The sequence below is a fragment of the Acidisoma sp. genome, from assembly GCF_965199065.1.
Classification (GTDB): domain Bacteria; phylum Pseudomonadota; class Alphaproteobacteria; order Acetobacterales; family Acetobacteraceae; genus Acidisoma.
Window position 1 is genome coordinate 1717975 of sequence record NZ_CBDAQN010000003.1, and the last position, 21082, is coordinate 1739056.

At 63.8% G+C, this 21082-nt stretch carries 20 protein-coding genes and 1 pseudogene; 9 read left to right on the forward strand and 12 right to left on the reverse strand.

Annotation, left to right across the window (positions count from 1 at the left end; translation table 11 throughout):
• The first annotated feature begins 3 nt into the window (after positions 1 to 3).
• Together ACOEQ1_RS16135 and ACOEQ1_RS16140 are read left to right on the forward strand one after the other, a co-directional pair.
• The gene (locus tag ACOEQ1_RS16135) at positions 4 to 1059 is read left to right on the forward strand and encodes an NAD(P)H-dependent flavin oxidoreductase (RefSeq protein WP_419760253.1); all 1056 of its coding nucleotides are present in this window, start codon (positions 4 to 6) and stop codon (positions 1057 to 1059) included.
• Positions 1060 to 1168: 109 nt separating this feature from the next.
• Positions 1169 to 3370, forward strand: coding sequence for a phosphoenolpyruvate--protein phosphotransferase (locus ACOEQ1_RS16140; protein ID WP_419760254.1), 2202 nt, complete (start codon positions 1169 to 1171; stop codon positions 3368 to 3370).
• Positions 3371 to 3397: 27 nt separating this feature from the next.
• Here ACOEQ1_RS16140 and ACOEQ1_RS16145 read toward each other — a convergent pair whose 3' ends face one another.
• From ACOEQ1_RS16145 to ACOEQ1_RS16175, 7 genes are all read right to left on the reverse strand, one after another.
• On the reverse strand, positions 3398 to 3913 hold the full coding sequence (locus ACOEQ1_RS16145; RefSeq protein ID WP_419760720.1) for a DUF1178 family protein: 516 nt from the start codon (positions 3911 to 3913) through the stop codon (positions 3398 to 3400).
• A 147-nt stretch (positions 3914 to 4060) separates the two neighbouring features.
• The gene (locus tag ACOEQ1_RS16150) at positions 4061 to 4927 is read right to left on the reverse strand and encodes a ParB/RepB/Spo0J family partition protein (protein WP_419760255.1); all 867 of its coding nucleotides are present in this window, start codon (positions 4925 to 4927) and stop codon (positions 4061 to 4063) included.
• Positions 4924 to 5808, reverse strand: coding sequence for a ParA family protein (locus ACOEQ1_RS16155; RefSeq protein WP_419760256.1), 885 nt, complete (start codon positions 5806 to 5808; stop codon positions 4924 to 4926). Before ACOEQ1_RS16155 ends, ACOEQ1_RS16150 begins: the two co-directional genes overlap by 4 nt.
• Positions 5805 to 6476 carry a 16S rRNA (guanine(527)-N(7))-methyltransferase RsmG gene (rsmG, locus tag ACOEQ1_RS16160; protein WP_419760257.1) on the reverse strand — a complete coding sequence of 224 codons (672 nt, stop codon included), beginning with the start codon at positions 6474 to 6476 and terminating at the stop codon, positions 5805 to 5807. The genes ACOEQ1_RS16155 and rsmG overlap by 4 nt, the downstream gene beginning before the upstream one ends.
• Entirely contained in the window at positions 6448 to 8442 is a 1995-nt protein-coding gene (gene mnmG, locus ACOEQ1_RS16165; RefSeq protein WP_419760258.1) for a tRNA uridine-5-carboxymethylaminomethyl(34) synthesis enzyme MnmG, read from the reverse strand. Before mnmG ends, rsmG begins: the two co-directional genes overlap by 29 nt.
• A gap of 2 nt (positions 8443 to 8444) precedes the next feature.
• The gene (gene mnmE, locus ACOEQ1_RS16170; protein WP_419760259.1) at positions 8445 to 9779 is read right to left on the reverse strand and encodes a tRNA uridine-5-carboxymethylaminomethyl(34) synthesis GTPase MnmE; all 1335 of its coding nucleotides are present in this window, start codon (positions 9777 to 9779) and stop codon (positions 8445 to 8447) included.
• Between the two features lie 23 nt (positions 9780 to 9802).
• Positions 9803 to 10165 (reverse strand): (2Fe-2S) ferredoxin domain-containing protein, encoded by a 363-nt coding sequence (locus tag ACOEQ1_RS16175; RefSeq protein WP_419760260.1) that lies wholly within the window; start codon positions 10163 to 10165, stop codon positions 9803 to 9805.
• A gap of 200 nt (positions 10166 to 10365) precedes the next feature.
• On the opposite strand from ACOEQ1_RS16175, the gene ACOEQ1_RS16180 reads away from it, so the two are divergent.
• Both ACOEQ1_RS16180 and ACOEQ1_RS16185 read left to right on the forward strand, forming a co-directional pair.
• The gene (locus tag ACOEQ1_RS16180; protein WP_419760261.1) at positions 10366 to 10908 is read left to right on the forward strand and encodes a methylated-DNA--[protein]-cysteine S-methyltransferase; all 543 of its coding nucleotides are present in this window, start codon (positions 10366 to 10368) and stop codon (positions 10906 to 10908) included.
• Entirely contained in the window at positions 10905 to 11876 is a 972-nt protein-coding gene (locus tag ACOEQ1_RS16185; protein ID WP_419760262.1) for a quinone oxidoreductase family protein, read from the forward strand. The genes ACOEQ1_RS16180 and ACOEQ1_RS16185 overlap by 4 nt, the downstream gene beginning before the upstream one ends.
• Before the next feature lie 6 nt (positions 11877 to 11882).
• Here the strand turns inward: ACOEQ1_RS16185 and grxC are convergent, their stop codons facing one another.
• The 3 genes from grxC to ACOEQ1_RS16200 all read right to left on the reverse strand — a co-directional run bounded on the left by grxC (position 11883) and on the right by ACOEQ1_RS16200 (position 15733).
• Positions 11883 to 12140: a glutaredoxin 3 gene (gene grxC, locus ACOEQ1_RS16190; protein ID WP_419760263.1), complete on the reverse strand. Its 258-nt coding sequence runs from the start codon at positions 12138 to 12140 to the stop codon at positions 11883 to 11885.
• Between the two features lie 106 nt (positions 12141 to 12246).
• Positions 12247 to 13050 (reverse strand): ComF family protein, encoded by an 804-nt coding sequence (locus ACOEQ1_RS16195; RefSeq protein ID WP_419760264.1) that lies wholly within the window; start codon positions 13048 to 13050, stop codon positions 12247 to 12249.
• A gap of 52 nt (positions 13051 to 13102) precedes the next feature.
• Entirely contained in the window at positions 13103 to 15733 is a 2631-nt protein-coding gene (locus tag ACOEQ1_RS16200) for an MMPL family transporter (protein WP_419760265.1), read from the reverse strand.
• A 369-nt stretch (positions 15734 to 16102) separates the two neighbouring features.
• Here ACOEQ1_RS16200 and ACOEQ1_RS16205 point away from each other — a divergent pair, with 369 nt between their 5' ends.
• Complete coding sequence (locus tag ACOEQ1_RS16205) at positions 16103 to 16993, forward strand: 3-hydroxybutyryl-CoA dehydrogenase (protein WP_419760721.1); 891 nt, start codon at positions 16103 to 16105, stop codon at positions 16991 to 16993.
• 6 nt (positions 16994 to 16999) lie between these two features.
• On the opposite strand, the gene ACOEQ1_RS16210 is transcribed toward ACOEQ1_RS16205, so the two are convergent.
• Positions 17000 to 17362: a hypothetical protein gene (locus tag ACOEQ1_RS16210; protein ID WP_419760744.1), complete on the reverse strand. Its 363-nt coding sequence runs from the start codon at positions 17360 to 17362 to the stop codon at positions 17000 to 17002.
• 204 nt (positions 17363 to 17566) lie between these two features.
• Positions 17567 to 17707, reverse strand: a pseudogene (locus tag ACOEQ1_RS16215) (zinc-ribbon domain-containing protein); the annotation flags it as partial.
• A 257-nt stretch (positions 17708 to 17964) separates the two neighbouring features.
• Here ACOEQ1_RS16215 and ftsE point away from each other — a divergent pair.
• Genes ftsE through ACOEQ1_RS16235 form a run of 4 tightly spaced genes read left to right on the forward strand, consistent with a single transcriptional unit; the run spans position 17965 to position 21077 of the window.
• Complete coding sequence (gene ftsE / locus ACOEQ1_RS16220) at positions 17965 to 18636, forward strand: cell division ATP-binding protein FtsE (RefSeq protein WP_419760266.1); 672 nt, start codon at positions 17965 to 17967, stop codon at positions 18634 to 18636.
• Positions 18629 to 19627 carry a cell division protein FtsX gene (locus tag ACOEQ1_RS16225; protein WP_419760267.1) on the forward strand — a complete coding sequence of 333 codons (999 nt, stop codon included), beginning with the start codon at positions 18629 to 18631 and terminating at the stop codon, positions 19625 to 19627. Before ftsE ends, ACOEQ1_RS16225 begins: the two co-directional genes overlap by 8 nt.
• Entirely contained in the window at positions 19624 to 20298 is a 675-nt protein-coding gene (locus ACOEQ1_RS16230) for a YdcF family protein (protein WP_419760268.1), read from the forward strand. Before ACOEQ1_RS16225 ends, ACOEQ1_RS16230 begins: the two co-directional genes overlap by 4 nt.
• Entirely contained in the window at positions 20295 to 21077 is a 783-nt protein-coding gene (locus tag ACOEQ1_RS16235; RefSeq protein ID WP_419760269.1) for a lysophospholipid acyltransferase family protein, read from the forward strand. The genes ACOEQ1_RS16230 and ACOEQ1_RS16235 overlap by 4 nt, the downstream gene beginning before the upstream one ends.
• The last annotated feature ends 5 nt before the right edge of the window (positions 21078 to 21082 follow it).

Genomic DNA, 21082 nt, shown 5'->3' on the forward strand with positions numbered 1-21082 from the left:
GTCATGCCGGCTTCTCCCGTCGCGGATGCGGCGGAGCGGTCTGTTTCATCCGGTCTTTCAGCCTTGTGGCAACGCGGGACCGAATTTCTCGGGACGCGCTATGCCATTATGGGCGGCGCGATGAGTTGGGTCAGCGAGCGCCACCTTGTGTCCGCCATCTCCAACGGTGGGGGGTTCGGGGTTATCGCCTGCGGCTCGATGCCGCCCGCGCTTCTGGAGGCGGAAATCGCTGCGACCCAGGCGCTGACGGACCGGCCGTTCGGCGTCAATCTGATCACCATGCATCCGGCGCTGGATGACCTCATTGCGGTTTGCCTTCGCGCTAAGGTCGGCCATGTCGTTCTGGCAGGCGGCGTGCCCTCTGGGAGTGCTGTGCGTGCCGTTAAAGATGGTGGGGCTAAGCTCATCTGTTTCGCCCCGGCGCTGGTGCTGGCTCGGCGCCTGGTGCGCTCCGGTGCGGATGCGCTGGTCATCGAGGGATCGGAAGCGGGGGGCCATATTGGACCGGTGTCGCTGATTGTGCTGGCGCAGGAGATCCTCCCGGTCGTCCGCGAAGTGCCGGTTTTCGTCGCGGGCGGCCTTTCACGGGGTGAGGCAATCGTCGGTTTGCTCGAAATGGGTGCGGCGGGCGCCCAATTTGGCACGATGTTCGCAGCGACGAGCGACAGCATCGCCCATCCCAACTTCAAAAAGGCGTTCTTCCGGGCGCATGCGCGCGACGCCTTGCCGTCGGTTCAACTCGACGAACGATTTCCGGTGATACCCGTCCGCGGCCTCGCGAATGCCGGCACTCGCCGCTTCGTGGAGCATCAGGCGGAGACGCTGCGACGCTTCCAGGCTGGCGAGGTCAACCGCGAACAGGCCCAACTGTCGATCGAGCACTTCTGGGCAGGCGCCTTGCGGCGTGCCGTGGTCGACGGGGATGTGGAACTTGGTTCTGTCATGGCCGGACAATCGGTCGGGCAGGTGCAGGAGGAGAAGCCTGTGGCCACGGTGATCGGGCAACTGCTGGACGAGGCTGAAGCATTGCTGGCGACCCGTGGACACTCCAGCACCTAGGCCTGAACCTCTCAGCTGGAGCCCAAGGCGCCTTTTCGCGATATTACGCGAGCGTCTGGCTATCGGGAGCACTCCGCTCCCCAAGCTGATCGAGCTCGTCGCAATTGAGATGCTGACGGAGGTTTGTTCCGTCTACGTCATGCGGACGGGAGAGGTTCTGGAACTTGCGGCGACCTGGGGTCTGGAAGCCGGAGCCGTCGGCAGGACGAGGTTGCGGCTAGGGGAGGGGATTGTGGGCCTGGTAGCTGCCATGGGCAGCCCGATCAACCTGGCTGATGCCCGAGGCCATCCCGGTTTTGCGCAACGGCCGGAAACCGGCGAGGCGGCGTTTGCGTCTCTGCTTGCTATCCCGATCAGACGCTCTGGCCACATCATCGGCGTGCTGACGGTGCAGAGCCGGGAGCCGAGGCGATATACCGATATCGAGCAGGAGGCGCTTGAGACGGTCGCCATGCTCCTCGCCGAGATGATGACGACGGCTGGAGCGGTCGAGGTACGGGATGAGGGCTTTGGTGCCGCGCTCCCTCGGCGCTTCGACGGGTTGCCGCTGGCCGCCGGCATCGTCATCGGCCCGATTGTCCGCGCTGGGCAACGAGTAGCCCGACGGCATGTCCTGGCCGCAGACCCCGAGGTGGAGCAGCGTCGGCTGCTCGCTGCCAGCGAGGGAATGCAACGCGGACTGGACGAGCTGATCCGGGGAACCTCCGACGCCATAGCCGGCGATGCTTCCGGCGACATAATGGCGGCCTACAGGCTGATCGCGGCGGATGCCGGCTGGCTCAAGCGCGTGTCAGCCATGATCGAGGGAGGTTTCTCGGCTGAGGCGGCGGTCATGCGCGTGATGGGCGAATTGCGCGAGAGGATGCGCCGCATCACCGATCCTTACCTTAGGGAGCGGCTGGTCGATATCGAGGATCTGGGCAATCGGCTTGTTCTGCAGCTCGCTCGGCTTGATCATGACGGCGTGCAGCACCCGGAAGATGTGCTTCCAGACGTTGCCGGGGCTATCCTAATAGCGCGACGCCTTGGGCCGGCTGAGTTGCTGGACTGGCATGGCCGCGGCATTGCGGGGCTGGTCATCGAAGAGGGGAGCGCGGCTGGGCATGCGGCCATCCTGGCAAGGTCGCTGGGCTTGCCGGCGCTATCGGACGCGCGCGGGGTGATGGATGCCTGTCGCGACGGAGATAAGGGCATCCTTGATACCGATGATGGCATTTTCATCCTGCGTCCCGAGGATGAGGTTCGCCAAGCCTATGCCAGCGCCATCGGCCTGCAGCGTGCGCACGCGGTGGAATGGATCGCATTGCGCGACAAACCGTCGACGACAGCCGACGGCGTTGAAGTGTCGCTGATGATCAACCTCGGGCTGCCACTGGAACTGCCGCAGCTGGAGGCGACTGGCGCGGCCGGCATCGGGCTCTATCGCACCGAGATTTCTCTTCTGGCGCAGCATCGGCCGGAGGCAGAGGCCGCGGATCAGACGGCAGCGGAAGCCTATCTTGCAAGTGAAACGCTGGTGGTTCGGCAGACCGCTGAATATGCTCGCGTCCTCGATCATGCGGGTGGCAGGCCGGTATTGTTTCGAACGCTCGACTTGGGCGGCGACAAAATTCTTGCGGGCGCCAATCTGCCAATCAGTGAAAACCCGGCTATGGGATGGCGGTCGCTTCGTATAGGGCTTGATCGTCCGGCGACGCTGAGGCGGCAGTTGCGCGCCATGCTGGCGGGCGCGCATGGCCGCGACCTCTCCATCATGTTTCCGATGGTTGCGACCGTCGGCGAATTTAAGGCGGCGCGTGCGCTTCTGGAAGCCGAAGTGGCACGGATCGAGCATAAGCCGGCAAAGCTTCGCGTGGGAACGATGCTGGAGGTGCCGGCTCTGCTGTGGCAGCTTCCGGCCTTGATGAAGGAGGTCGACTTCATCTCGGTCGGTTCAAATGACCTCATGCAGTTCCTGTTCGCCGCCGATCGGGGCACCCCAAATCTCGCGAACCGCTACGACCTGATCTCGCCGCCAGTGCTGGACCTGCTAGAGAGTGTGGTTCGTCATGCCGCGGCCGAGGATGTCTGGCTGTCGTTCTGCGGCGAAGCCTCCGGGAGACCTTTGGAGGCCTTGATCCTAGTGGCCCTCGGGTTTCACTCGCTGTCCATGTCGCCGTCGGCCCTGCCAAGAGTGAAAGCAGCTCTGCGTCGCGCCGATCTAGGAGCATTCAGAAGGGTGATGTCTGCGATCCGTAGCCACCAGCCGCAAGCGAATAGTCTGCGCGAACCTCTCAGCAGTTGGGCGCGAGAGCACGGGCTGTCAGTCTGAGCCGCTGCTTCTACGCAAGAGGCGGCGTCAGCTATCGGAGCGTCGGAGCCATGGCACCACACCGAAGGCGATACCTTCATCCGCAAGCGCCTCGGCCTCTGATGAGGTTGTCTCTCCATAGATGCCGCGTGATTTGCTCTCGCCGTAATGGATCCGCCGAGCTTCCTCCGCGAATTGTGGACCGACGTAATCGCAGTGCTTTTCGACCTCCGATCGGAGGCGCTGAAGCAAGGACCGAAGTTTCTCCGCTGTTTCTGTCCCGGCTGCGCCAGAAGGCGGCGGCGCTATGGTGGAGAGAGAGCCGCTTGAGTCGGCCGGAGTAGGGGCGGGGTCAGCCTGATTGACAACGGATACTTCACCGGCCTGAGGGCGGCGGCGGCTCAGAGCCGGCGCCATCAGAGCGCGTCTTACCCTGATGCTGCTGCACAACGGGCAGGCAATCAAGCCAGACGCGGCTTGATGATCGAACGAGATGCTATCTTTAAACCAGCCGTCGAAGGCGTGGTCCTTATCGCACTGAAGTTCGTAATGGATCATTCTCATCACTAGCTGAAGCCGTTGTACGTTTGCGCCCGCTCTCGCGGGTTCTAGGGGAACTTCGTAACCGGCAAGTTAATTAGGGTAGCGTCCTCCAGCCGCCGACGGCGACAACGATATCTGCCACAGGATTGTGCGACTGCGAAAGCGGCGCTACGGCTTAAGCAGAAGTGCGAGTAAGCCTTCCAGTTGATCAGGGTTCTTGTAGTTGAGCTGGAGGACGCCACCCTGACCTCGCGCGACAATGGATACCGCTAGTCCGAGCCTCTCCTGCAGGTCGCGTTCGAGAGTTAGTACATCTGGATCCTTGGCGGGCGTTGGCCGCTGCTTGGTCGTGGCCTCACCATCAACCTGACGAGCCGTAAGAGCCTCGGTCTGGCGAACGTTGAGGCCCTGCGCAATGACGGCAAGCGCAGCGCGCGCGGGGTCTGGGTGCGTGAGCAGCGCCCGCGCATGTCCGGCGCTGATTGCTCCGCGGCGAAGTTCCGTCTGCACTGCAGACGGCAGCTTGAGTAGTCGCATCGTGTTGGCGACATGGCTGCGCGATTTGCCGACGCTTTCCGCGACCCGCTCCTGTGTAAGGTCAAAATCATCGATCAGACGACGATAGCCTTCGCCTTCGTCTATAGGGTTGAGATCTTCGCGTTGGAGATTCTCGACGAGGGCTGCCGCCATCGCCGTAACGTCGGTGAGGACGCGCACAAGGGCTGGAATTTCATGTAAGCCCGCCTGCTGTGCTGCACGCCAGCGGCGTTCACCGGCGATGATCTGGTAGCGGCCGGCCGCGTCAGGATCGGGCCGAGCGAGAATCGGCTGCAGCACGCCCTGTTCGCGGATGGAATCCGCGAGGGCCGCAAGCTCGGCCGGGTCCACCTGTCGGCGCGGCTGGAAAGGTCCTGGGGCAAGCAGATCCAGCGCCAGCAACTGGATCGATGCATCCTTCGGCTGAACTGGAGTGTCTTCACCGAGAAGAGCCGCCAAACCCCGACCCAGCCTTGGTCCGGCATCACGCACGCTCATGCACCCCGACCCGAAGCTTGTCCCATGCGCTCCACCAGTTCAGCCGCAAGCCTGATATAGGCTTGGGAACCAGGAGACTTCCAATCGTAGAGAAGGACCGGCTTGCCGTGGCTGGGAGCTTCAGAAACACGGATATTACGGGGGATCACGGTGTCATATACCTTATTGCCGAAGAAGCCGCGGACGTCCTCGGCTACAAGATCAGAGAGGTTGTTACGGCGGTCGTACATCGTCAAGACGATGCCGTGAAGAGAAAGAGCAGGGTTCAGCCGCTTGCGAACGGCCTCGATCGTCTGTGTGATTTGGGTAATGCCCTCCAGGGCAAAGAATTCACACTGAAGAGGAACCAGGACATCCTGAGCGGCGATAAGCCCGTTGAGTGTCAGCAGCCCCAGGCTTGGAGGGCAGTCGATAATCACGAAATCATGGTGCGGCAGTGCCCCCCACGCGGCGAGCGCGGCTTTCAGACGTGTTTCTCGATGGCTGGCGCTGACAAGCTCGAGTTCGGCCGCGGCAAGATCGGGGTCCGCTGGAAGGATCGAAAGACCGGGGATCATCGTCTCTCGGACTGTGTCGGCTATCGCATACCCTTCGGCTAATACTGCGAACATGCCGTGCCCACGCGCGTTGCGCGCGAGACCAAGACCGGTTGACGCATTACCCTGAGGGTCGAGATCCACGAGCAGGACCGAATGGCCCGCTGCAGCCAAAGCCGTTGATAAGTTGATGGCAGTCGTCGTCTTGCCGACGCCGCCTTTTTGATTGGCAATAGCGATGACACGAGCCGGAGCCGTCGGTGGCTTCTTAGCCGCAACAGGTTCTGTGCCTGTCAGCTTACGATCGGCCTCGATCATTGCGCGGGCACGGGTAAGGAGGCTCATGAAAATGCCACTTCGCGGCGCCGGAGGTTCTTGATGCGCAGAATAAGGCCGCTGGGTGACGTTCGGCTCTGGATCCGTTCGACATCCATTGCCCAGGTTCTGCTTGCTTCGGCGATCTCGGCCTCAGCGCGCTCCCCCTTGGGGAACAGGGAGATGCCGGCCTCCTCCAGCAGTGGATAACTCAGCTCCAGCAGTCTCGAAAGCGGCGCCAGAGCTCGGGCACTGAGTATCATCCGCGGCTTCAGCCCAACGTTTTCGATCCGCGTCGCATGAACCGTCGCATTCGCTTTCGTGAGAGTTACGGCCTCCTGAAGAAAGGCTGCCTTTCGGGTGTCAGACTCCACGAGGTCGAAATGCACGCCTGTGGCCAGAGCTAGAACCAAGCCCGGAAAGCCACCACCCGAGCCGAGATCGACAGCATGATCGACGTCTGGTGGCATGAGTGGCGCAAGCTGGAGCGCGTCATTAATATGGCGCGACCACAGGTGAGCGAGGTCTTTCGTGCTGACGAGCTTGATAGCCGGGTTCCAGCGGAGCAACAGATGGCTGAACGCAAGTAGCTGGTCTCGGATGGCGGGGCCCACATCGATGACAAATTGATGGTCATCCTCGTGCTGCGGCATGAGCTCCATCAATGGTTCATGGTGTTTCACGTGGAACACTTCCATCCAGCTTCCGCAAAGCGGCAAGAAGCACTGCTAAGGCCGCCGGTGTCATGCCCGGGATACGCGCCGCGGCCCCCAGTGATCGCGGTCGCTGCTCAGTGAGCTTTCCGCGAAGTTCTGCCGACAACCCGCCGAGTCCATCGATCTCAAGACGTTCCGGAAGTTGAATGTCCTCCTGACGGCGGAAACTACGTATCTCGGCTTCTTGACGATCAACATAAGCAGCATAACGCGCCTCGGTCTCCAGCGAAGCGTAGACTTTGGCTGGAAGCTCAGCCAACAACGGAAACGTCTGGAAAAGCGTATCGGCGGAGACGGCGCGCAATGAAAGCAATTCGTAGAGGCTTCGCCCGCTCCCGTCCGGGCGAACGGCGACATTCACGGCTTTCAGATCCGAAAGGCTGCAGGTAAAGGCCTTGGATACGAGGCGGATGCGATCTAGCGCGTTACGGTAGTCTGTAAAGGATCGAGCGCGAGATGCACCAACGCAGCCCCACTCAATGCCTTTGGCAGTCAGACGCAAGTCGGCATTGTCCGCACGAAGTGATAGGCGATATTCGGACCTCGACGTGAACATTCGATAGGGTTCCGTCACTCCATGCGTGACCAGATCGTCGATCAGAACCCCGATATAGCCTTCGGAACGGTCGAGGCGGACAGGGCTGCCACCTCCGGCGCGGCGAGCTGCGTTAAGCCCGGCAATCAGTCCCTGGGCCGCAGCCTCCTCATAACCAGTTGTTCCATTGATCTGTCCTGCAAGGAAAAGACCAGGAACCGCCCTTAGTTCGAGGTCATGCGTCAGTGCCCGCGGATCGATGAAGTCATACTCGATCGCGTAACCATAACGGAGGATCCGGGCTCGCTCGAGCCCAGGAATTGTTTCAAGCATAGCCTCCTGAACGGCAGCCGGCAGGCTGGTCGAGATGCCGTTCGGATAGACGACATCTCCACCTGGGTGCTCCGGCAGACCTTCGGGCTCCAGAAATATCTGATGCTTCTGCCGGTCTGGGAAACGGTGCACTTTATCTTCGACCGACGGGCAGTAACGCGGACCACGCCCTGACAGATGGCCACCATAAACTGCTGATTCGTGTAGGTGTCGTCGGATCAGCACATGTGTCGCCTCCGTTGTCCCGGTGACACCACAGTCCACAAGGCGGTTCTCGATCTGGTCGGTCATGGTGCTGAACGGCTCGGGCGGGTTCTCGCTCTCGTCAACTGCCAGCACGTCCCAGTTGATGCTTGCCCGGTCAAGGCGAGGCGGCGTACCTGTCTTTAGCCGCCCGACAGGGAGCCCCAGATTCCGCAGGCGCATGGCAAGTGCAATGGCAGGCTCTTCGCCGATCCGGCCGCCCGGCGTCTTTTGATGGCCGACGTGGATTGAGCCATTAAGGAAAGTACCCGTCGTCAGCACGACCGCCCGGCAGCGGTACTGCCGGCCATTGTTGTCGATGACTTCAGATACGGCCCTATCCGCGCCAAGTGAGATATCTGCGGCTTCACCCTCGACGATCGAAAGCCCCGGTTGCTCAGCGAGCAAGGCCTGCATCGCGAGGCGATATAGATGCCGATCCACCTGGGCACGAGGCCCACGAACGGCCGGTCCCTTGCTTCGGTTCAATACCTTGAAGTGGATCCCGGCCCGGTCGGCAGCCACTGCCATGACCCCGTCCAAGGCATCGATCTCCCGCACCAAATGCCCCTTGCCGATGCCGCCAATCGCGGGATTGCAGGACAAGGCGCCGATCGTCTCTATCCGGTGCGTGAGAAGAAGGGTGCGGGCCCCCATTCGGGCCGCCGCTGCGGCAGCCTCGCATCCGGCATGGCCTCCACCGACGATAACCACATCGTAATCCGAGGGTTGTTGGTCCGGATGACGGGCGGCTGCCGCCCAACCGGGCAAGCCAGTTCCATCCTGTCGGTCATCGTGTTTGTCCATAATGCGGTCATACAGCCGCAGTTCGGTCACCGCTACTTCCCGATGCAGAAGTCACCGAAGACGCGATCGAGTAAAGCTTCGACACCGACTTTTCCCGTAATGCCTCCGAGCGCGGCCAAAGCCAAACGCAGCGATTCCGCCCTCAGTTCGGGCTCGGCCTCGAGGTGTGCCGTGTGCAGCAGGTTCCGTGTCTCGCTGAGCAGGGCGCGGTGTCGCTGGCGCGTAAGCGGCGGAGGTCCACTCTGGCCCGTTGCCTCGGCGGCAATCGTGGCCAACCTATGCCGCAACTCGCTCATCCCAGCGCCAGTTCGAGCACTTACAGAAATGTCGACATCGGCAGAATGTGGAGCCAGATCGGTTTTAGTTCCGATCAGCAGCTCGGGAGGCTCACAACCGCCCTTAATCAAGCCTTTCCCCGCTAGCCAACCATTGGATGCGGCATCATCCACCATTGGTTGTGCGCTGATCAGCCGGAGAACGAGATCAGCTGTTTCGGCTTTAGCCCGCGCGCGCCGGACGCCTTCCGCTTCCACCGGATCGTCGGTATCGCGCAGCCCAGCAGTGTCGATCAAAGTTACCGGCACATCGCCCAGCACAATCGACACTTCCAGAGTGTCGCGCGTCGTGCCGGCATGGGGAGAGACGATGGCTACATCGCGCTCCGCCAGAGCGTTCACCAACGTTGACTTTCCGACGTTCGGCGGTCCCTGCACAACGAACACCAGACCTTCCCGCATCTTCTCTCCACGGCGACCGTCCGAAAGATGCGTAGCCACTTCGGCGGCGATAGATGCTACCTCTGCCGTTAGAGCAGCCTCTACGGCCGGTGGCAGGTTCTCGTCAGGAAAGTCGATAAGCGCCTCCTGGTGAGCCAGAACACGCGTCAAACGATCCGCCCAGACCTCATACAGGCGCCCCAGAGCACCTTCCATCTGCCGAAGTGCCTGCCGCCGTTGCCCAGCCGTCTCGGCCGCAACCAGATCGCTGATGGCTTCCGCCTGCACCAGATCCAGTCGCCCGTTGTAGAACGCGCGGCGGCTGAACTCCCCCGGCTCCGCAAGCCGAAGGCCAAACTCGAGCAGGGCGTCGGCGACCCCATCCAGAACCGCGCGACCACCGTGAAGATGGAACTCGGCCACGTCCTCTCCGGTGTAGGTCGCCGGCCCAGGCAGCCAGATAACGATTGCCCTGTCCAGAAGGTCTCCCCGGGCGTCATGGATGCTCCTGAGGCTGGCGCGCCGCGGAGGAGGGCAGCCGCCGCACATCGCAGCGGCGACGGCGCTCGCCCTCGCTCCGCTAATTCGCAATGCGGTGATTGCGGATCGGCCAATGCCAGTCATGGGAGCAAAGATCGTGTCCTCAATCATTGACAGTCGTCCGCGAACGGACGCTATGCCGACCGGCCGGCGGGAAGCCGCAGGGCGTCGGCTCGGCCTCCGCCCAGGAGATGCTGTTCGATGACAGCGTCGACATCGCCTCGGGTCTCGATCCTGTACCAAACGCCCTCAGGGTAGATGACGATGCATGGACCCTCCTCGCAACGGTCGAGGCAACCTGCCATGTTCACGCGCGCATGCGGTATCTTGGCCTCCTTCACCCGCGCCTTCATGTAGTCACGCAGCGCTTCAGAGCCGCGAGCGGCACAGGAGCCGCGAGCGTGGCCATCAGGCCGGCGGTTGCAGCAAACGAATATATGAACGTCGAAGAACGGCAGACGCTCCGTGTCAGGCGAGGTGGCAGTCATGTCATTCATCAAGCGGTTCCTATCGATCGTCAAATATAGCCTGGTTGAACGGCTTCTCGTCTCTGTTAAGCTTGGACGCCTGCTCAACAGGGCATGCCCCGGATGAGGAAGACGCCTGTACAGAGGCTCACAATGTCTAAGCCCTAGTCTCCGCTTGACAACCCGGTGCCTGAGGGCTGGCATGAGGCTTCACCACATCGAGCCTTGCCTTGCCTCAGCTATCTCTTCACACGCCGATTGGGCCGATCACGGTTTCCGCGGAAGCAGATTCCATCGTGGCCGTTGACTGGGGCTGGGGCCGCGATCAGGACCCTGTCCCATTGCTCCTCTGTGCGAAAGCCTGGCTTCATGCCTATTTCGACGGAGAGATGGAGCCCATGACTTTACCGCTCGCTCTCTTGGGCACTGTCTATCGACGACGCATCTGGTCTGTCGTCGGCGGGATCGCGCCGGGAGAAACCCTGAGCTACCAAGCTGTCGCATTGATCGCAGGTGGCTCGCCGAGATCGGTAGGCGGCGCTATGGCCGCCAATCCAGTTCCAATACTCATCCCATGTCATCGCGTTGTCGGCACCGGTCCGCGCGGTGGTAGCGCAATCGGCGGCTATAGTGGCGGGGAGGGTGTCGAGACCAAGAACTTTCTTCTCGATCTCGAGCGGCGCGCGACGGTCCGAAGGCCCGGCGTGTCGAAGGAAGGATCAAGCTTGGAAATAGTGTCATGTCGAAACAGGACGAACGGAACCACGCGATGACCCATGCGATACGCGTGCATGCCGTAGGTGGCCCCGAGGTGATGGTGTGGGAACAGGTGCCCACGCCTGACCCAGGGCCGGGGCAGGTGCTCATCAAGCATGCAGCCGTCGGGCTGAACTTCATCGACGTCTATTTCCGCAGCGGCCTTTACAAGACCCCTCTGCCGATGACGCCCGGCATGGAAGGGGCAGGCACGATCATCCGCCTTGGCCCGGGCGTGACCGAGTTTTCGGAAGGCGATCGGGTCGCCTACTCTTCGGCGCCACTCGGTGCTTATGCGGAACGGCGGGTGATGCCGGCAGACCGGCTTGTCCACCTGCCGCCCGACATATCCTTCGAAGCGGCGGCCGGGATGATGATGACCGGCCTCACGGCCCAATACCTCCTGAAGCGTACCTACAAGGTCATGCCCGGGGACACTGTCTTGATCTATGCGGCAGCGGGCGGAGTAGGTCTCGTCATGTGCCAATGGGCCAAGCATCTCGGGGCAAACGTCATTGGCGTCGTATCCAATGAAGCCAAGGCCGCCCTGGCCAAACTTCATGGTGCCGACCATGTCCTTCTCGCGCACGAGGACCTGCCCGCGCGCGTGCGGGAGATCACCTCAGGGGCAATGGTGCCGGTTGTCTACGACAGCATCGGCCGCGATACTTTCACCGCGAGTCTCGATTGTCTGGCGCCGCTGGGGACCATGGTGAGCTTTGGGAACGCCTCTGGCCCGGTGCCACCCGTCGATCTGAGCGTGTTGGCAGCCAAAGGGAGCCTCTTTCTCACACGTCCCAGCCTCAACACCTATGTGGCGAAGAGGCCAGCACTTCTCGCGGCGGCCGCCGATCTGTTCGCCGTCGTCCAAAGCGGGATCGTCAAGATCGAGGTGGATCAGACCTTCCCGCTGCGCGACGCCGCCGAAGCCCATCGCGCACTGGAGTCTCGAAAGACGACGGGAAGCACTGTCCTCATTCCCTGAGTGAGATCAGGCTGCGCGAAGCAGTGGATCCAGCCCGCCCTTCCGGTCCAGCGCCACCAGATCGTCACACCCGCCAATATGTCTGCCGTCGATGAAGATCTGCGGCACCGATGTCCGTCCCGACCGCTCGCGTGCTTCCGTGCGAGCAGGGCTGCCCCCGGGAGCATCTATTTCCCGGAACGCGACGCCCTTGCTTTCCAGAAGCTTCAATGCGCGGGCGCAGTAGGGGCAGAAAGGCTGCGTGTAGATCTCGATCTCGGCCATGGTCTTACTCCGTCATGTGTTCGGGAGATCGGAGCACCCGCGCGCGGCGGCAAGAGGCGTAACGTGTTTTAGCGACGGCGTTGAAGCCCAAATGAAAACGACGGTTTCAGCTCCAGCGGTTCACGGGCCACGACCATTCCTTGTCCGGCGCCGGTACGCGCGCACCCACCAGAACATTCACGGCGGCCGCTCCCGCCTGAAGGGCGGCTTCGGCGCAAGCCGAGGCCGTGGCGCCGGAGGTCATGACATCGTCGATCAGCAGAATGCGCTTTCCCTGGATGGCCGCCCGGCGGGACGGCCGGATCTCGAAAGCGCCCGAAACCGCCTCGCGACGTGCCGCTGCCGACAAGTCGCCTAGGGGGGTCGTGGCGCGCTGGCGCGTCAGAGTATCCGGCAGCCACGGCCGGGAGGCGATTCGCGCAAGACAAGCCGCCAGTAGAGCCGACTGGTTGTAGCGCCGTGCGACGAGGCGCCGGCGATGCAAGGGAACCGGAACGATTGCGTCCGTCTCCGCCAGCAGGCCAGCGCCGGCCCGTGCCATCATCGCCGCTAGAACGGGCGCTAGTTCGGTCCTGTCGGCATGTTTGAACGGCAGGATGAGCGGCTGAGCAGCAGCATCGTAGCGCAAGGCAGCGCGGGCGAGGCCAAAGCGCGGCGGCCGGCGCATGCAGCCGAGGCATTCACCCTGCAGCCCGGCCTCGCCCATGGTGGCGAAAGCCAGGCCGCAGCGGATGCAGTGCGGAGCCGTGATGAAGTTCATCTGGCCGAAGCACATGGCGCAAAGCCTGTGCGGCCCGTCGACGAAGCTCCGGCAGAGCGGGCATTGCGGCGGCAGCAGGCTATCGGTGCAATGCGTGGCAACGCGCCAGATACCTCGCCCGATCGCTTCCAGACCTGAACCCAAGAACATCAGATAATATGATACGATATCGCATCATATTCCAGCTCTTTCGCGGTGTCGGTCAGCCCACCCGCTCGTGTTCCTCGATCGTGCCGGGGGCCGGACGCGTCGCCTTCGGTGGGGGTACGGCGTAGAGCAGCGCGGGCTCGAAGATAAAGGTCGCGATCAGCGTGCAGACGAGACTTAGCAACAGCAGCAGCCCCATGCTGGCCGTTCCCGGATGGTGCGAGAACGCCAGCGAGCCAAAGGCAGTCCCCGTTGTAAGCGCCGAGAACAGGATCGCGCGTGCCGTGGGCGACGCCAGGAATCGTTGTTCCCCCGCACGCCAGTTCATTACGAAATACAGGTTGAAGGACACGCCGACGCCCTGAAGCAGGGGCAAAGCAATGATATTGGCGAAGTTCAGCGGCAGCGGCAGCAGCACGATGACCAGAACGGTCATTAGAGACGACAGCACCAGCGGGGCCAGGATCAGCAGCACATCGCGCGGGCGGCGGAGGAAAATCAGCAGCATTGCCGCGATCGCCACCAAAGCGAGCACGGCGGCCTCCCGGAAGGCGTCGATGATCGTTGTTGCGCTGTCGATCACGGTGACGGCTGATCCCCCGGCGCCGGGTGCGACCGCGGTCACCTCGTTCACGAAGGAGCGCAGGCCCTGGCTGTTCATCGCTGAAGCTTTGGGCAGCACCTGGACGCGGGCGCGTCCATCCGGGGTCAGCCAGTCGATCGTCAGGTTCCGCGGCAGGTTTGCCAGCGTCACCGGCCCGGCAGAGAGCGACGAGCGGAGATTGTCCAGCTCAACGGGCAGAAACTCGGTCAGCGCCGCGTTGGCCGCCATCAGCTGGCTGTCGCTCTCGCGGCCTAAAGTGGCGAGATCGGCGCCGATCGCCAGCAGGGGGCTGCCGGGTGCGAGCTTCGCCCGGGCGCTGTCGATCGCCTTTTCGGCGGTGGTCGCGGCGATCCGGATGTCTCCCGGAGTGACCGGTGACGCCGGCCCCGGGTTGAGGGTGGGCGCCAGAAGCTCCTCCGTATCCGCGATTGCATCGAGCTTCGCCGACTGATCGGCCGGCACGAAGGAAGACAGCGAGATGGCGTGATCCACCATGGGCAGAAGGCTGAGCTTCGCCGCCAGCCCGGCGGCCGCGGCGACGGACGGCGAGAGCACATCGATGCTGTAGGGGTTGGTGACCGGGTTGCTCGCCAGCGCCCGAAGCGTCTCCATTGCCTCCGTATGCGGATTTTGCGTATCCAGCGGGTCGCTGTCGAAGGTGATCCGGGGCAGCAGAACGACACCGGCTATGGCGAGCACGGCGAAGAGTCCCAGAACCGGACGGTGCTGCCGGCGCAACAGCCCGTCCAGCGGCGCCAACCCCATGATGCCGGTTTCATGGCCTTCGGCCGGCAGCCGCAGCAAGGTGATCAGCGCCGGGAGGAAGGTGATCGTGCAGGCGAAGGCGATCAGCATCCCGACGCCCGCGATGAGCCCAAGCTCGGCGACGCCTTTGAAGCTTGTGGGCACGAAGGCGAAGAAGCCGGCGGCAATCGACACCGCCGCGAGCAGAACGGAGTTTCCGGTCTTGCGCAGCGTTTGCACCAGCGCCGTCTCGGCGTCGGGGGAGAGCCGCCGCTCGTCGCGGTAGCGGACGCAGATCTGGATCGCGAAGTCTATCGCGAGGCCGACGAACAGCACGGCGAACGCCACTGAAATCAGGTTCAGCGTGCCGATTGCGAGGCTCGCGAAAAATGTGGTGAGCAGCAACCCGAGGATGAGCGTGAGCACGATCGCGAGGATGTAACGGAGGCGCCGCACCGCCAGCACCAGCCAGAGCAGGATGAGCAGGACCGAGATCACCGTGACTGTGACGATGCCTTCGGTGAGCGAGGCGAACTGCTGGTCGGCAAGCGCGATCTGTCCAGTGATCCGGAAGGTGGCGCGGCCGCTCTCTATGGTCGGCACCTCCGACGCGATGTGACGCAACGCGGCGGTCGCATCGGCGCCCGGCTCGATGACGCCGTAATCCTGCACCGGCTGAACCAGGACGAAGCGGCTGGGGCCAGCCTTGTCGCTCAGCGTGCCGCCCAGCAACCGCTGCCAGGAGATCGGCTCCGGGTGACCGGATGCGGCTGATTTCAATCCCTGGGCGAAGCCTTGCAGAGCGGTCGAATAGCCGGAGAGATCCACCTGACCTTGGGCGGCTCCCTGCCCGAGGAGGCCGATCGCCGTCAGCAGGCCGCGCATGGAGGGGTCGGCGGCCAACTGCCCGATGAACGGCTGCGCCTGGACGAGGTTGTTCAGAAGCTTCTGAAGGCTCGGCTGGTCGAGAAAGAGCAGGCCCTCCGTCTTGAAGAAGGCCAGATCGTCGGGGCGGCGCACTGTCCTGAAGTGAGCATGATCGGCTCTGGCGGCACGCGCGATGGCATCCGCCGTGGCATCCGCCTCCTCCGGCGTCTTGGCATCGACAACCCCGACCAGGAGGTCGCCATACTGCGGAAAATCCTTGTCCATTGCTATCTGCGCCTGTCGCCAGGGCAGCTTCGCGGAGAAGAGATCGTCGGTATTGGTGTCGATGCCGAGATGGTTCTTCGTGTAGAAGGCACTGCCGACGGCGATCAGCAATCCAGCCAGGACCAGCCAGGGTGCATGCCGGCTGCTCAGGCGCGCAATGGCAGCCAGTTTCGTCTCAATCCACATCAGCGCTATTTCGTCCCTATCGAACCGGGTGCAGCACGCAACATCAACACGATCGCCCCGCGGCCTGCAGGCCTACGGCTGAGGATGCTCATCGAGACGGCGCCTGTGCGGACAGCCCGCGGCCTGCTGCGCATACCGGATCGACGGACCGGGGTGAAGCTCAACTTCGTCGATGCCAAGCCCGGACCCGCTGCCTCGGCATGGGTGGAGCGTGGGCCTGTCCCATCCAAAGGGTTTCGATGTAGCCTCGCAGCCGCGAACGCGCCGATCATCGTTTCCAGTGATCACGATCGTGGGAGTGGCTGCGGTTCCTGTCGCGGCGCCAGGGCTGCGGATGATCGGGTGCGCCGATCGCGAAGGATATTGGATATGACCGGAACCGGCCAAGGCATCGACAGCGTCGGCATCATCGGTGCCGGCCAGATGGGGAGCGGTATTGCCCACGTTGCGGCGCTCGCCGGTCTCAGGGTGGTCCTCGTCGACGTCCGGCGGGAGGCCCTCCTCCAGGCAGTGGCGACCATCGCCCGCAACATGGACCGGCAGGCGCAGAAGGGCGCCATCAAAGAAGCAGACAAGGAGGCGGCGCTCGCTCGCATCGTCACGGCTGAAGAGAACGACGCCCTCTCAGGCTGCGATATCGTCATCGAGGCGGCCACGGAGCGCGAGGAGACCAAGCTCGCGATCCTCAAGGGACTTGTTCCGCATCTCAAGCCGGAGGCGCTGATCGCCTCGAACACTTCTTCCATCCCTATCACGCGCCTCGCTGCGGCAACGGACCGGCCACACAAGGTGATCGGGATGCACTTCATGAACCCCGTGCCGGTCATGAAGCTGGTCGAGGTGATCCGCGGCATCGCCACGGACGACCCGACTTTTGACGCCGTCCAGGCGCTGGCTCACCGGCTGGGTAAAACGACGGCAGTGGCCGAGGATTACCCGGCGTTCATCGTCAACCGCATTCTGATCCCCATGATCAACGAGGCGGCGTTCGTCTTGATGGAGGGTGTAGGCTCGGTGGTGGCGATCGATACCGCCATGAAGCTCGGGACCAACCAGCCGATGGGGCCACTCGAGCTGGCGGATTTCATCGGCCTCGACACGTGTCTGGCGATCATGCGCGTCCTGCAGGACGGCATGGGCGACGGTAAGTACCGCCCCTGTCCGCTACTGGTGAAGTATGTCGAAGCGGGCTGGCTGGGGCGCAAGACGAAGCGCGGCTTCTACGATTACACAGAGGACCCCCCTCGCCCTACCAGGTAGCAAGGCCTAGAGGCCGATCTGGGCGTAGATGGACTTCAGCGCCGGAACGGCCGCGACGATCTCGGCCTCAAAGACGACTGCGACCACACCGGCGGCAATGATGAGAAGGATGAGGATGATCACGGCACGGCGGGTGCCGCCGCCACTGCCGGATCGCCGCTGCCGGTCGATCGCGCCGAAATCGAGTTCGTGCGACAGCCGCCTCTCTTCCGGGTCGGGCGCGCCTACATCGATGTTACCCTCCGGTGTGTTAGCCAGCAGCGTCCGGGTCGAGGGAGCCGGGCGTTCGGCCAGCTGCATCGGCCGCTGAGCTTCCAGCGGGGCGACGCTATCGTCCGATGGTGGCGTATTGGCCAGCGTATCGGCCAATCGCGCCGGTTTCTTCGAGGGGGCTGGCGGTGCAAATGATGGCGGTGGCGAACCTGCAGGTCCTGAACGCAGAGGCGGCGCCATGGCGGGCCGGGGCCGCGGTAGCTCTGCCGGCTGCAACGGCGCTTGTGGCGGAACTGGCGACGGCACGGCACTCAACCCGGCGGGTTCGTCCTCCGGAGGCGGCGCGGTCACGGTCCATTGGTAGCCGCAGCGATTGCAACGTACTTCCCGGGGCTGCGGACCAAAAAGACTGTCGGGTGCTTCATAGGCGGCGGAACACTCAAGACATACTAGACGCATGCGCGGCCATACCTCTGCATGGGGGCAGAAGCACCCCATCATTTCAGCGCCGGATTGTGGCCAAGACCGTTGCTCCGTGCAATCCTCTGTCTTCAAACCTCGCCAAGGCCCAAGAACGTTGCGTATCTGAAACAGACCTCGCCGTAGATGCCGCTCCGGCGCGCCCCCGAAAGAAGCGGGACATCGCGGTTTGACTTGCGCCGGATCTGCGGCTGGCACCGGACACCGCGCTTGTTCTAGAGTTGAGACTTCCGGCGCTGCCGCAGAGGTGTGCGTTCTTCGGAAACCGACGAGGCACGATGATCCGTCTTGAACGCGTCAGTCTGCGCTATGGCTCCGGCACGCCGAGCCAGACGGAGGTCCTGCACGATCTTACTTTCGGCGTGCCGGAGGGCGGGTTCCGCTGGCTCATGGGCCCATCGGGCGCCGGCAAAACCAGCCTGATGCGGATGATCTACCTTGCCGTGCGGCCGACGAGCGGCCGCCTCTTCATTCAGGGAACAGACATCGGCCGCGCCGAACGCCGCAATCTGCCGCGGTTGCGCCGCCGCATTGGCGTTGTCTTCCAGGATTTCCGGCTCCTGCCGCACCTCACGGCCTTCGACAACGTTGCCTTGCCGTTGCGCATTGCTGGGCGGCCGGAGGGCCAGATCGGCGCCGATGTCGGCGAGATGCTGCGCTGGGTCGGGCTGGCGGCCAAGATGTACTCCCGGCCCCAGCAGTTGTCGGGCGGGGAGCAGCAGCGGGTGGCCATCGCCCGCGCCGTCATCAACCGGCCAAGCCTCCTGCTGGCGGATGAGCCGACCGGCAACCTCGATGACGGGCAGGCCGAGCGGCTCATGCAGCTGTTCCACGAACTCAATCGCCTGGGCACTACCGCGATCGTCGCGACCCACAACGAGGCCCTGGTGGCGCGCCACCCCGCGGCCACCCTCCGGCTGGATGCCGGACGCCTGGTCGCTCATGGCTGATCCGGAACTCGTTGCCCAGACGCGGCCCTCCGCACGTGACGAAGGCCGCGTTCCGCGACCCCGGAAGTCGCGCGCCGCCCGTCGGCTCCGGCCATCGGGGTTCGACGACCTCGGGCTCAAGCGTGCACTCTCAGACCGTCTCCTGCCGCTCCTGGTGGCGGCAATGTCGTTTCTGGCGGCACTCGCCTTTGCCGGCGCGATCGCCACGGCAACACTCGCCGAGCACTGGCAGGAAGGAGCGGCGGCCGAACTGACCATCCAGGTGCCGACGCCGGGCGAGCCCGCCACCGCAGGCGGCGATACGCGTCTGCAGGCCGTGCTGGCGATCCTGCATGCAGACCGAGGCATCCTCAGTGCGACGCCGATGAGTGCGGACGACCTCAGCGGACTGTTGAAGCCCTGGCTTGGTCCGGCGGGCAGCACGCTGGCGCTTCCCCTGCCGGCCGTGATCTCTGTGCAACTGGCAGGAGGCAATGCGGTTCCGCCCGACCTCCAGGCCAAGCTCGTCGCGGTTGCGCCGGATACCGACATGGAAAGCGCCGATGTATGGGCGGCACGCCTTTCGGCTCTTGCCCGGAGCCTGCAGGCCTGCGCCGGCGTGGCGCTGATCGTGGTGATCGCAGTGGCGGTTGCGGTCGTCGCGGTGGCGACACGTGCGGGTCTTTCCGCCCGGCGAGAGTCGATCGAGATCGTGCACGGCCTGGGGGCGACCGATGCCTACATCGCCGGACGTTTTGCCCGCCGCGCCACGCGGCTGGCGGCAGCTGGCGGCGCCGTGGGCGCCATTGCCGCCCTGCCGGTTCTGCTCTGGCTTGCTTACCTGGCCGCTCCCTTTACCCAGAGCGCCAGCGCAGCGGGCGAGGCGCCACCGCTCTTCGCGCTGCCGGTTGCCCTGTGGGTAGCACTTCCCGTGCTTCCGATTGCAACCGCCGCCATCGGCTTCGTCACCGCCGAGGGGACGGTTCGCGCCTGGCTGAGACGTCTGCCGTGAGCGCCGGGCAACGCGCCAAGCCGGCCCGCCGCCCCGTCGATCGGCGAAAACGCACCGCGACGAAGCCGCGCCCGCGGCTGTTGCGCCGTAGCCTCGCCTTTCTGCTCACGCTGGTCCTGATCGCCTTTTGCGGCGGTTTCCTTTGGTTCCTGCTCAACGCCTACTCGCCGTCGGTTCCGCCGGTGCATGCCGACGGCATCGTCGTGCTGACCGGCGGCGAGGACCGCCTCGCCACCGCCTTCGAGATGCTCGATGAGCGCCGGGCTGATCAGTTGCTGATCTCCGGGGTGCCCGCCGATGTGAGCCTGCGTGATGTGGAGCGTTCGGCGCAACTCGCGCGGCCACCTGCCGCAAGCCATGTGACGCTCGGGCATCGGGCCCTCACCACGGTCGGGAACGCCGATGAAACCGCCCTGTGGGTTGCGAGCCACCGGATCCGGTCGCTGATCGTCGTGACGGCCGGCTATCATATGCCGCGCGCCCTGCTGGAACTTTCGCGCGCGATGCCGGATGTCACGCTTTATCCCATGCGAGTGCAGCCGGCGGACATCTACGATGGCTCGCGACCCCATGTATGGCGGCTTCTGCTCGCTGAGTATGGGAAGTGGTTGCTGGCTCAGCTCAAGTTCTCCCGGATGGCAACCCTTCTTCGCGGGACCCACGACGCATGAAGCAAGCGCGGCTCCTCGGCGCCTCCCTTCTCTTCAATATCGTCTTCTACGTTGTCACGACGGCCTGGAGCCTGTTCGGCTACACCTGTCTCATGGCGAGCCATCCCGACCGCCTCATCCTTTTCGGCCGGTCTTGGGCACGAGTGGTCATCCGTGCGCTGCATCTCATCTGCGGCATCAGAGTTCGCATCAGCGGGCTCGAGCACATCCCGCAGGGCGGCCCGGCACTGATCGCATCGGTCCATCAGTCGGCGTTCGATACCGCCATCTGGATGCTGCTGCCGCGACCTGCCTACGTGCTCAAGAAGGAGTTGCTGAGGGTGCCGCTCTTCGGCGCCCTCATGCGACCGAGCGGCATGATCGTGGTGGATCGCCGCGCAGGTGCGCGCGCCATCCGCGACCTGATGCGGGACGGCAAGCGGGCGCGCGACGATGGGCGGCAGGTGGTGATATTTCCGGAGGGCACGCGCGCGCAGCCGGGGGCGCCGCATGTCATCCAGCCTGGCGTCGCCGCTTTGGCGGCGGCCATGGGCGTTCCAGTCATTCCGGTCGCCACCAATTCCGGCGAGCACTGGGGCCGGAACTCCTTCCTGAAAATGCCCGGCGTCATCCAGATCATCGTCGGCCCCCCGCTGCCGCTGCATCTGTCCCGGGCTGAACTGGTGCAGGCTATTCAAAATGCCTGGCGCGAGCTTGAGGGTAAGTTAGGGGAGCCTGTGGATAATGCTGTGGGTGATGTCGTTGCGGAGTTCGTCTCACGCGCGAGAGAGCCCGTCTAAGTGCA

Coding starts and splice junctions, on each gene's coding strand:
- ACOEQ1_RS16135 (WP_419760253.1), top strand. CDS start 4: ATGCCGGCTTCTCCCGTCGCGGATGCGGCGGAGCGGTCTGTTTCATCC.
- ACOEQ1_RS16140 (WP_419760254.1), top strand. CDS start 1,169: ATGCTGACGGAGGTTTGTTCCGTCTACGTCATGCGGACGGGAGAGGTT.
- ACOEQ1_RS16145 (WP_419760720.1), bottom strand. CDS start 3,913: ATGAGAATGATCCATTACGAACTTCAGTGCGATAAGGACCACGCCTTC.
- ACOEQ1_RS16150 (WP_419760255.1), bottom strand. CDS start 4,927: ATGAGCGTGCGTGATGCCGGACCAAGGCTGGGTCGGGGTTTGGCGGCT.
- ACOEQ1_RS16155 (WP_419760256.1), bottom strand. CDS start 5,808: ATGAGCCTCCTTACCCGTGCCCGCGCAATGATCGAGGCCGATCGTAAG.
- rsmG (WP_419760257.1), bottom strand. CDS start 6,476: ATGGAAGTGTTCCACGTGAAACACCATGAACCATTGATGGAGCTCATG.
- mnmE (WP_419760259.1), bottom strand. CDS start 9,779: ATGATTGAGGACACGATCTTTGCTCCCATGACTGGCATTGGCCGATCC.
- ACOEQ1_RS16175 (WP_419760260.1), bottom strand. CDS start 10,165: ATGAATGACATGACTGCCACCTCGCCTGACACGGAGCGTCTGCCGTTC.
- ACOEQ1_RS16185 (WP_419760262.1), top strand. CDS start 10,905: ATGACCCATGCGATACGCGTGCATGCCGTAGGTGGCCCCGAGGTGATG.
- grxC (WP_419760263.1), bottom strand. CDS start 12,140: ATGGCCGAGATCGAGATCTACACGCAGCCTTTCTGCCCCTACTGCGCC.
- ACOEQ1_RS16195 (WP_419760264.1), bottom strand. CDS start 13,050: ATGTTCTTGGGTTCAGGTCTGGAAGCGATCGGGCGAGGTATCTGGCGC.
- ACOEQ1_RS16200 (WP_419760265.1), bottom strand. CDS start 15,733: ATGTGGATTGAGACGAAACTGGCTGCCATTGCGCGCCTGAGCAGCCGG.
- ACOEQ1_RS16205 (WP_419760721.1), top strand. CDS start 16,103: ATGACCGGAACCGGCCAAGGCATCGACAGCGTCGGCATCATCGGTGCC.
- ftsE (WP_419760266.1), top strand. CDS start 17,965: ATGATCCGTCTTGAACGCGTCAGTCTGCGCTATGGCTCCGGCACGCCG.
- ACOEQ1_RS16225 (WP_419760267.1), top strand. CDS start 18,629: ATGGCTGATCCGGAACTCGTTGCCCAGACGCGGCCCTCCGCACGTGAC.
- ACOEQ1_RS16235 (WP_419760269.1), top strand. CDS start 20,295: ATGAAGCAAGCGCGGCTCCTCGGCGCCTCCCTTCTCTTCAATATCGTC.